Genomic DNA, 11122 nt, shown 5'->3' with positions numbered 1-11122 from the left:
AAATTTATAGATTTCTAACTATAACTTTGTCCGATTGTTTAAGGGGCCAAAACAACTTAAGCTAAATCGTTTTATATTTACTTCTTCATTTAATAATTGATTCTTACATTAGGAATAATCTTTAAGGTATGGATCTGATGAGAAAACTTTTGAGAGAAAAAAACGATACAAATGATTATAACCATATTTAAATATACGATTCTATTTCTGAGTATAATAGTCATCATTTCTCTATTCATAGGCTCTTGTAGCAAGGGTGTAGATAAGTTAGCTTATAAAAATCCGAAGATTTCTATTGAAGAAAGAGTAGATGATCTTTTAGATAGGATGACTCTAGAAGAAAAATTTTGGCAATTATACATGATTCCAGGCGATTTGTCTGAAGGAAAAGAAAAGTATAAAAATGGATTGTTTGGTTTTCAAATCAGCGTCAAGGGAAAATCGAAAAATCAAACAGAGCAATTATTGGATTATTCTGGAGGAGGAAGTGCTTTGGAATCGGTGAGACTAGCAAATGAGATACAGAAGTATTTTGTTGAGGAAACTCGCCTTGGAATTCCCATTATTCCTTTTAGTGAAGCCCTTCATGGGTTAATTAGTAACGAGGCCACTTCTTATCCTCAAGCCATTGGTTTAGCCGCCACATGGAATACGGAATTAATGGAGAATATAGCTCACTCTATAGCTCTAGAAACCAAAAGCAGAGGAATCAGACAAATTTTGTCACCAGTAATAAACATTGCTAGGGATGTAAGATGGGGCCGAACCGAGGAAACCTATGGCGAGGATCCTTTTCTAAGTTCTAAAATGGCAGTCGCTTTTGTCAGTCCTTTCGAAGATATGGGGATTATTACAACACCCAAGCATTTTATTGCTAATGTTGGAGATGGCGGGAGAGATAGTTATCCCATACATTTTAATGAAAGGTTGATGGAGGAAATTTATTTTCCAGCCTTTAAAGCTTGCTTTGACCAAGGCAAATCTTGGTCGGTGATGACTTCTTATAATTCTTTTGATGGAAGACCTTGTACTGCCAATAATTGGCTTTTGAATGAAAAACTAAAAACAGAATGGGGATTTAATGGATTTGTAATTTCTGATGCTGGAGCCACTGGAGGTGCAAATGTTTTACATTTTACTGCTGCTGATTATGCTGAAGCAACACAGCAAGCCATAGAAAGTGGCTTGGATGTCATTTTCCAAACCAGCTATAATCATTATCCTTTGTTTTATGAGGCCTTTGAAAAGGGTATGATTGACCCTGATGCCATTGATGAAGCTGTTCGTAGAGTTCTTAGAGCAAAGATTAAATTGGGTTTATTCGAGAATCCATATATTGATGAAAAACAAGCTGAAAAATATAATGATACCCCAGAACAAAAGATTTTAGCAAGAAAGGCAGCACAAGCATCTATAGTTTTACTCAAGAATCAAAATCAAACTCTTCCTATAGATAAAAGCATCAAATCAATTGCTATCATTGGTGCAGATGCTGATGAGCTGCGACTGGGCGGTTATTCAGGTTCTGGTAATGAGTTGGTGAGCGTATTACAAGGCATTAAAAACAAACTTGGAGGAAATACTCAAATTCGATACGCCTTGGGTGCTTCTCGAGACTCCTCTAATTATCAAGCAGTGCCTTCCGAAAATCTTTTTCATTTAGAAAATGGAGCATTAAACCCAGGACTGAAAGGAGAATATTTTAATAATTTGAAAATGCAAGGTGAAGCAGCCCTAACAAGGACAGACTTGAAGATAGATTTTAGATGGACTTTATTTTCTCCCGATCAGAAAAAAATTAATTATGATAGCTATTCTGTTAGATGGCAAGGGAAATTAGTTTCTGACTATACTGGTGATTATGAAATTGGTTTGCAAGGTGATGATGGTTACCGTTTATACTTGAATGATGAACTCATTATTGATAATTGGAGGAAGCAAAGCTTTCATACGATGACTCAGAAATACTTTTTTGAGGAGGGTAAAGAATATGATATTAAACTTGAATTTTATGAATCTGTTGGAAATGTTTGGTTAAAATTAGTTTGGAATCAAGGCGTTGAGAATAATTGGAAGAAAGAGATTCAAAATGCAGTAGATATCACTGAAAAAAGTGAAGCTGCAGTGGTGGTAGTTGGAATAGAAGAGGGGGAGTTTAGAGATAGAGCTTATTTGACCTTACCAGGTCATCAGGAGGAATTGATTCAAAAATTAGCTAAAACAGGAAAGCCCATCATAGTGGTATTGGTTGGAGGAAGTGCCATTACCATGAATAATTGGAAAGACAAAGTACCAGCCATCCTCGATGTGTGGTATCCTGGAGAACAAGGTGGGAATGCCATTGCTGATGTGCTTTTTGGTGATTATAATCCTGCAGGCCGTTTACCTATTACTTTCCCTATTCACGAATCACAATTGCCACTCTATTATAACCATAAGCCTACTGGACGAGGCGATGATTATAATAACCTTACCGGTAAACCACTTTTTCCATTTGGATATGGCCTCAGTTATACCCAATTCGAATATAACGATTTGAAATTAAGTGATATAGAAATTGCTAAAGATGAAGTGATTACAGCCACATTTAAGATTAAGAATATTGGGGATTATGATGGCGATGAAGTGGTTCAATTATATATTAAGGATTTACTAGCCTCAGTTGCCCGTCCCATATTGGAACTAAAGGGTTTTCAAAGGGTATTTTTGAAGAAAGGTGAAACCAAAGAATTGACTTTCGAAATCAATCCTGAATTGTTAATGATGCTGGACGAGAATATGAATAATGTGGTAGAGCCTGGAGCATTCAGAATTATGATCGGGGCTTCAAGTAATGATATGAGGTTAAGAGAGATTTTAACTGTGTCAGTGGAATAATTCTATTCTTACTTCTTAGTTGGTTATCTGAAAAGGATGTTCTTTTATCAAACGCCACAAAACCAAGTGCTTATTTAAAATCCCTCCAAGCTCGAATATTCCTATCTTCGCGCCTGATTAAAAAATGCATATTTGATGGAGAATACTAAGAAGCAGAGTGATATATTAAATTCAGATGAAATAGATAGCTGTATTTCTGTGCTAGAACATTTATTGGATAATGGCGATCAACTCATTCATTTATCCGATGAACAAAGAATGAAATTGATGATGGCAGCTGGGCAACTAACTCGTCCTGATAAACATGAAATCAAGAAGAGGAATAAAAGTGTGAAAGTAGCACGCAAGGAGAAAAAGGTGGAACATAACCGTAAAGCTAAGGCTGCGGCTAATATCCGTTCTGCCCGAGAGGCCACCATTTTTACGGCACCTAAACAAATTGCTGCTCCCCACCCTGAAGAGATGAAAGAGAAGAAGTTCTTGGCTTCTCCACAAAATTGCTATGTATGTAAGAAATTATATACTGAAGTCCATCATTTTTATGATGCCATGTGTACGGAGTGCGGCGACTTAAATTACACCAAAAGATTTCAAATCTGTGATATGACCGGTCAAATAGCATTGATTACGGGTTCCAGATTAAAAATTGGTTATCATGCTACTTTAATGATGTTGCGTTCAGGAGCTACAGTAATTGCTACAACACGTTTCCCTGCTGACTCAGCCATCCGCTTTGCTAAAGAAGAGGATTTCAAGGAATGGGGACATAGACTTCATATCTATGGTTTAGATTTACGTCATATTCCAAGTGTGGAATTATTTGCTTCCTATGTGGAGCAGAAATATGAACGCATGGATATTCTCATCAATAATGCGGCTCAAACGGTAAGAAGACCAGCGCAATTCTATTCTCACCTCATGGAAAATGAATTGATGCCGCATCAAGAACATTCGGAGGAGGTGAGGCTATTACTTTCTCACCATCAAGAATGTATGACCCAAATAGAAGGGGCCACTAGCCCAGATGCCAAGCATCAAAAAGCCATGGCAGTGAGTTGGAATGGTCAAGAAGCTGGAATTGGAATTAAAGCTTCGGCGCAATTGTCTCAAGTACCTTATAAGTTTGACAATACAGAGGAGGCCCAAGAAATTTTCCCAGAAGGGAAACTAGACGCCGATTTACAGCAGGTCGATTTGAGAAAAACCAATAGTTGGCGCTTGAAGCTTGGGCAAATTGAGACCCTTGAGATGATTGAGGTACAATTGGTGAATTCAGTGGCGCCATTTGTATTATGTAATCGCTTGATTTCTTTAATGCGAAAGGACAATACAGGAAAGAAACACGTGGTGAATGTATCGGCTATGGAAGGGAAGTTCCATGGATTTACCAAAGCCGACCGTCACCCACATACTAATATGGCTAAAGCCGCACTCAATATGCTCACCCATACTGCCGCTAGCGATTTGGCTAAAGATGGAATATATATGAATGCAGTGGATACAGGTTGGGTGACTGATGAAGATCCAGTAGAATTAGCTAAATTTAAACAGGAAAAGCATAATTTTCAGCCTCCTCTAGATATTGTAGATGGTGCAGCTAGAGTTTGTGATCCTTTTATTGATGGAATCAACTCCGGAAAACATTGGAGTGGTAAATTTTTAAAAGATTATTTCCCAATTAGTTGGTAGATTTACAATATGAAGAAAATAGAACTTTTAGTACCCGCAAAGAATTTGGAATCGGGAATGGTGGCCATTAATTATGGTGCCGATGCTGTATATATTGGAGCCGATAGATTTGGCGCTAGAGCTGCAGCTTCCAATACTGTGAAAGATATTGAAGAACTCGTAACATATGCGCATAAGTATAATGCCAAGGTTTTTGTGACCCTAAATACTATTCTTTTCGATAAAGAGTTAGAAGAGGCTGAAAAGCTGATTCATGAAATTTATGATGCAGGTGCCGATGCTTTGATTATTCAAGATATGGGGATTCTGAAAATGAATTTACCACCTATTCCTCTTCATGCCAGCACACAAACTAATAATTACGATTTAGAGCGTATCCAGTTTCTCGATGATTTGGGATTTGAGCGAATTGTATTGGCTCGTGAACTTTCCTTAGAGGAAATCAGGAAAGTAAAAAGCAAAACCAAAGCGGAGCTAGAGTTCTTTATTCATGGTTCCTTATGTGTGAGTTTAAGTGGTCAGTGCTATTTTAGTGAAGCCATTACAGGCCGAAGTGCCAATAGAGGAATGTGTGCCCAAATGTGCCGTCATCCTTATAATCTGGTGGATGCCGATGGTAAGAAAATAGTGCTGAATAGTCATTTGCTTTCTTTAAAAGATTTAAACTTGGGTAAGGATTTGAAAGAAATGATTCAAGCCGGAGTGATGAGTTTAAAGATAGAAGGCCGATTAAAAGACATCAACTATGTGAAAAATGTGGTGAGCTTTTATCGTCAGAAGTTAGATGAGATTTTTGCTTCAGATAATGAATTTACCAAGGCCTCCTCAGGAAAAACACAGATTCAGTTTGAGCCAGATCCAGAAAAAAGTTTTAACAGATTACATTCCGATTATTTTCTAAATGGAAGAGGTGAGGAGCTGGTGAATAAAAACTCTCCCAAATCCATGGGTAAAAAGCTGGGTAGAGTGAGGTTGGTGATGAGTAACTATATCACCATTCGTACTCAAGAAGAGCTACATAATGGCGACGGATTATGCTTTATTAAAGATGGAGAAGTACTAGGTGTTCGAGTGGATAAAGTAGATGGGAATCATTTTTATGTGAGTGATATTTCTAAACTCAAATCGGGAATGGAAATCTATAGAAACCACGACCATGATTTTAATAAAAAGCTTCTAGCAGACAAATCGGTAAGAAAAGTAGCTGCTAAAATTGAGATTACTGAAATTGAAGGTAAACTAAGCTTTATCCTAAAAGATGAGGATGGTTTACAAAGTGATTATGTATTAGAGACTTTACCAGATGTAGCTAATAATGAGGAAAGAGCCATCAGTAATATCAAAACTCAGTTGGCCAAGTCAGGAATAACCATGTTTGATATTGAGGAGGTTATATTTAAAAGTACTCAGGCTTATTTCTTCAGAATGTCGGAGCTAAACGAGATTAGAAGAACGCTATTTGAGAAGCACGAGCAGCATAGAATAAAGAGTTTCGTCAGAAAAGATTCTGTTATGAAAATTCAAGATATTCCATTTCCAAAAACGGAAGTAGATTTTACAGAGAATATCTCCAATGAAAAAGCCAGACAGTTTTATAAAGAGCATGGCGTTATCAAGCAAGAGGAAGCTTTAGAAATCAGCCCAGAAAAAGTGGACCAGCTCTTAATGACCACCAGATATTGCATCAAGCACGAATTGGGTTATTGCGAAAGATTTCAAGGAGCCAAAAACACGCCACCAGAACCATTATATCTAGAAGACCAAAACCGAAAATATAAATTGAGTTTCGATTGTAAGAATTGCTTGATGAAGATTCGTATGGTTGGGGGGTGAGGAATAGAGATTATGTGAAGTTTTAATCTTTAAATCTTCTTCTAAACCAGTTGGGTTTTTCTAGCTCTATCGGATTTGTAATTCGATAAAACTATACTCATCAAACTGTGTGTTGCTGTAACTCATTAAAATTACAAATATTTAAGTCTGTTTTGATTATTTTGTTGTATTGGTCGGATTACAAATCCGACCGAGCTGGTAAATTCGCCCAAAAAACATTGATAATCTTCCATTCACCATTAAATTTACCCACATGCAAATAATCAATAAATCCATACTGATTTGTGGACACTTTTACTGTCGCAGCGTTGCCAACAATGTCATATATGATTACTTCGGATTCTATTGACCCATCTGGGTTTACAGCATGTCTGTTATCATTATTCTCAGTTCTCATAATCATATAAGTAGCACCCCGGTTGATGATGAATTCAGTTCCATCTTTTGTCTTTTGAATACTCCTCTTAACCAATTCCGGATGCAATGCTTTTTCCATTCTAGCACCATCTTTATGAAAATATCCTTCAATATAATTTAAAGCGGTTTCTTTGATTTCAAGAGAATCTGATTGAGATTGGGCAAATAGCCCCATAGAAAAAAGGGAAATACTTAGCAATACTAAGCCTGTTTTTAACGATTTCATAGTTCTGAATTTTAATGATTAGAATATTTATAGCACTGTAATTGAATACAATAATTGAACCATAATATCCTAGGCATATTATTTCAAACACTCATAAACTACAAAACGATCATTCTCTGCCTTTACTTCAACCTTCATAAACAGCTTGCTTAAATGGCTAGCATAATTTAAATGACGATTGGCCACCATTAAAAAACGACCGTCACTTTTTAGAATCCTCTGAATCTCTCCAAATAAACTCAGCGTAATCTCTATATTATTCTCATATTCGAAGTGAAAGGGAGGATTGGAAACCACCAAAGGAAAATATTCAGATTCAAAATGGGAAAGTTCATCGCTAAAATGATAATGAGTAGAGGAGGAGTCTCCTAAATTAAGCTTAGCCGATTCTAAAGCCAAATAATGGTCTTCTGTTAAATGGATTTCAAGAGCAGGATTGAGTTCACGAGCTTGATGAGCTATGATTCCGTTTCCACATCCCACATCTAGCATTTTATCTTCATCTTCTTTTAATTCTATATGCTCCAATAAAAACTGAGTAGCATAGTCAATATGATTGGCTGAAAATACGCCATAATACTGCTTTAAACTCTTCTTCTCGTCCAGCTTTACTTCTCGTATTAACTCTTTTTCAAAATTAGGCTTAGGCTTTCTTAATATGAGTAATCTCGCTTTTTTCTTGGCTTTTGATTGTTCAAGCTCCTCAAAATAATGCGCTGCAATCTGCAAAGATTGTTTCGTGAAGTTACGCGTCATAAACCCAATAATGACAAGGGCATCTTCCTTTACCGATTGATGAATTTGTTGAAGGTAAAGTTCGAAGAGATCCAAAGATTTGGGCATTTTCATTAAAACTACTTCGATAGGTTTATCAATAGGTTCCAAAGGATTTTTAAATTGTTCTGATGAAAAGGGAAGCTTAAGCTTTTCGATGTTTTTCTCAATGGCTTTTTGCTGTGAATTGAGATTGATAATGACCCTTGGCTTTTGTTCTGCCAAATGACAAGTCAGATATCCAAATTGATCATGATAAATAGAACAATTAGTTTTCTTTATATCCAATTCTTCATAATACTGAACCATTAATTCATCAGCAGCATTCCAAGCTTGTAGGCTTCTATTTGTAGTGGCTGGATATCTTTCTATTTTCATCATCGTAAATTCTTCAATTTTTGCAAAGGTAGAAAAACAAAGTACAAGACTTGTCTCATTCATTTAGTTAGCCCGGTTTTTTGTGAAAAAATTGTATACTCCTTCTGTATCTTTATATAAAATTTAACATGATTATTTAAATTCCCTGCTTAGCTTTGCAATGAACTTATTTAAAATAGTTTTGGGTGAGTTCTATGAGAAGTAAAACACAAAAATATCCTTATGAAATCCATTATGCTCATTTTCCATTTCCTCGGCTTAGCTGTAAGTTTAGGATCTATCATTACCTTTTTAGTCATGCGTAGAACTTGTTCGAAAGTCACCTCTCATGAATCGGAGTATCTTTTGCAAAATGTTCGTAGAATTCTAAGATTAACCCACATCGGACTTGGTATAATGTTTCTTACCGGAGGGTATTTAATGACTCCGTATTGGGGTTCACTGGCACAAATGCCATTATTACATATTAAATTCACTGCTTTTATATTTTGGTATGGTACCTTAGTAGCTTTATCTATTTATACCAAGAAAGCTCAGCAAAGTCAGATGAAACTTTGTAATCCACGCATCGGTTTCTTAAGCTTTATCACCTTAATCTTCGGATTGATTGCAGTGGCGATGGCTACCTTGCAGTTTCATTAATAAAGATATTGAGCTGTTCAAATGTATGGTTAATTTAGTAATTTCTAATTCAGTATTTTAGATAGGGGATTTTGGCGAACTATAAAACCATTTGATTTGGAGGATGCTTTTTTCGCTCCCCATGGGGTTGGGGAAATCGAAAAAATATTCAAAACGATTAGCCTCAGGGCTTTTACCTCTAGTTAAGAAGTGCTTATCAGAACGCCTCAAAAAAGAGATCTGCCTGCCAATTTTAATTACTTTTGCATCCCCAAAAAATAAAAGATGGATGTGAAATCCTATATACCTTTTTATAAGCGAAATTTAAAAGTAGCTATTCCTGTGATGCTATCACAAGCGGGCCAAGTTTTGGTATCGCAAGTGGATAATATGATGGTAGGAAAAGTGGGTACCATTGAATTGGCTGCTGCAGCTTTTGCCAATTCCATATTTATTCTGGGGATGGTTTTTGCCATGGGATTCACTTTTGGATTGACTCCGCTAGTTGGTCATGTTTGGGCGCAAAAAAATAAAAAAGATACCGCTGCTTTTTTGCATAATTCACTCCAATTAAATATTTTACTGAGTGTGGTTTTAGCTGTTGTGATGTGGGTGATATCCTATTTCTTCGATCAGATGGGACAAACTGCTGAAGTAGCAGCTATGTCGGTGAGTTATTATCGGATATTGGTTGTTTCCTTTATTCCCTTTATTGTATTTTTTACTTTTAAGCAATTTGCTGAAGGTATGGCAGATACCAAACATGCCATGGTCATCACTTTAATTTCCAATGTGATAAATATATTTTTTAATTATCTCTTTATATTTGGGAATTGGGGTTTACCAGCCATGGGATTAGATGGAGCTGGTTATGCTACCTTAATTGCCAGAATTTTTATGCCTTTGATGTTTCTTTACTATTTCATGAGGAAAGATCAGTTTAAGGAGTATTTTAATATGGCCTTAAGAATGCGTCCCCAATGGGAGAAAATAAAAGAACTCATCAAGATAGGTTGGCCCATAGCCACACAGATAGTTTTGGAAGTGGCCGCATTTGCTGTCTCAGGAGTGATGATGGGATGGTTAGGTGTTATTCCATTGGCTGCTCATCAGATTGCACTCGGTTTAGCTAGCGTTACTTTTATGGTGGTTACAGGTATTGGTTCTGGAACTACCATCCGAGTCTCTCATCAGTTTAGTACAAAAGATTATGCCTCCATGAAAAAAGCATCCTATGCTTCTATTCATATGGTCGTTTTGATTATGGGCATAATGGCTATATTATTTGCTGTTTTTCGCAATCAATTACCTTGGCTTTATACCTCAGATGAAGCTGTGATTTCATTAGCGGCACAATTGCTTATTATGGCTGCTATATTCCAAGTTTTTGATGGATTACAGGTGGTGCTTTTAAGTGTATTAAGAGGCGTTTCCGATGTGAAAACAGCCATGGTTTATGCCTTGATTGCCTATATATTTGTGAATATTCCAATCTCTTATGTTTTGGCTTTTACTTTTGAAATGGGTGCTATTGGTATTTGGATAGGTTTTGTTTTTGGAATAGGCTTGGCTTCTGTTTTATTTTATTTCAGGATACGTAAGATGTTTAAAAGATTGGAAAATTGAAATGTAAAAGTTTAGGAGTTCGATTTGGAAAAGTATTATTTCATTGGGTTTCTTTTATACAAAATGTATAGTTTGAATATATTTGTTACTGGAATAATTATAATATACCTCTATTTGGTTGCGTCGTATTTTTATTTAATTATCTTTGCTTTTTTATATTCACTCTCTATTTGAATGAATATAAACAGACAGTATTAATAATAATTCATTAATTTATTTATTCTAACATTTAAAATTTAGCAACATGCAACGTATTATTTATTTATTTATTTATTTATTTGAGTTTGTTTCTTACTAGTTGTAGTAAGGATAATTATAAAGGTGCTGAAACTTCTGAAACAAAAAGCACCAGTGCAACTCAAAGTAACGATCCTATTGCCTTAGGTGAAACCATTGTATTGGGTGCTCAGCTTGAAAACCCTTATTCTGTTGAAAATATGCAATTAGCATATAATAGTCTTGTGAAAGAAGGCAAGCAGATTCCACAAAGTTTAAGTGTTTATACATCGCATTATTATGTTCGATTTTTACCAGAAGATGAAAATGAATTGGATTTTCTATTACAAGATTCAACAATAGAGTTGTTTGATTATCCTTTGGATTACGAGATTGTAACTCCTGGTATATTGGTCTAGCCCCCTATTAATCGGACTATTTTAATTTAGGTTCAAATATATGTGT

The 11122-nt window shown here is 35.9% G+C and carries 8 protein-coding genes; 6 read left to right on the top strand and 2 right to left on the bottom strand.

Annotated elements, in window-relative coordinates; translation table 11 throughout:
* Nucleotides 1-171: 171 nt before the first annotated feature.
* From HNS38_RS18730 to HNS38_RS18720, 3 genes are all read left to right on the top strand, one after another.
* Nucleotides 172-2877: a glycoside hydrolase family 3 protein gene (locus tag HNS38_RS18730; protein ID WP_172346893.1), complete on the top strand. Its 2706-nt coding sequence runs from the start codon at nucleotides 172-174 to the stop codon at nucleotides 2875-2877.
* A gap of 135 nt (nucleotides 2878-3012) precedes the next feature.
* Nucleotides 3013-4566 (top strand): SDR family oxidoreductase, encoded by a 1554-nt coding sequence (locus tag HNS38_RS18725; protein WP_172346892.1) that lies wholly within the window; start codon nucleotides 3013-3015, stop codon nucleotides 4564-4566.
* Nucleotides 4567-4575: 9 nt separating this feature from the next.
* The gene (locus HNS38_RS18720; protein ID WP_172346891.1) at nucleotides 4576-6399 is read left to right on the top strand and encodes a U32 family peptidase; all 1824 of its coding nucleotides are present in this window, start codon (nucleotides 4576-4578) and stop codon (nucleotides 6397-6399) included.
* A gap of 178 nt (nucleotides 6400-6577) precedes the next feature.
* Here HNS38_RS18720 and HNS38_RS18715 read toward each other — a convergent pair whose 3' ends face one another.
* Both HNS38_RS18715 and HNS38_RS18710 read right to left on the bottom strand, forming a co-directional pair.
* Entirely contained in the window at nucleotides 6578-7042 is a 465-nt protein-coding gene (locus HNS38_RS18715) for a nuclear transport factor 2 family protein (protein ID WP_172284555.1), read from the bottom strand.
* Between the two features lie 78 nt (nucleotides 7043-7120).
* A complete protein-coding gene (locus tag HNS38_RS18710) occupies nucleotides 7121-8197 on the bottom strand; it encodes a methyltransferase (RefSeq protein ID WP_216663784.1) in 1077 nt (358 codons plus the stop codon).
* A gap of 219 nt (nucleotides 8198-8416) precedes the next feature.
* Here HNS38_RS18710 and HNS38_RS18705 point away from each other — a divergent pair, with 219 nt between their 5' ends.
* The 3 genes from HNS38_RS18705 (at nucleotide 8417) to HNS38_RS18695 (ending at nucleotide 11076) form a co-directional block, all read left to right on the top strand.
* Nucleotides 8417-8836, top strand: a complete 420-nt coding sequence (locus tag HNS38_RS18705) for a hypothetical protein (protein ID WP_172346889.1) — start codon at nucleotides 8417-8419, stop codon at nucleotides 8834-8836.
* Between the two features lie 270 nt (nucleotides 8837-9106).
* Complete coding sequence (locus HNS38_RS18700; RefSeq protein ID WP_172346888.1) at nucleotides 9107-10441, top strand: MATE family efflux transporter; 1335 nt, start codon at nucleotides 9107-9109, stop codon at nucleotides 10439-10441.
* A gap of 278 nt (nucleotides 10442-10719) precedes the next feature.
* A complete protein-coding gene (locus HNS38_RS18695) occupies nucleotides 10720-11076 on the top strand; it encodes a hypothetical protein (RefSeq protein ID WP_172346887.1) in 357 nt (118 codons plus the stop codon).
* Nucleotides 11077-11122 lie beyond the last annotated feature (46 nt).

Origin of the sequence: Lentimicrobium sp. L6, from assembly GCF_013166655.1 — a bacterium.
GTDB lineage: Bacteria > Bacteroidota > Bacteroidia > Bacteroidales > UBA12170 > UBA12170.
The sequence above is the reverse complement of the archived record's forward strand: the minus strand, read 5'-3'. Positions and strand labels throughout refer to the sequence as shown.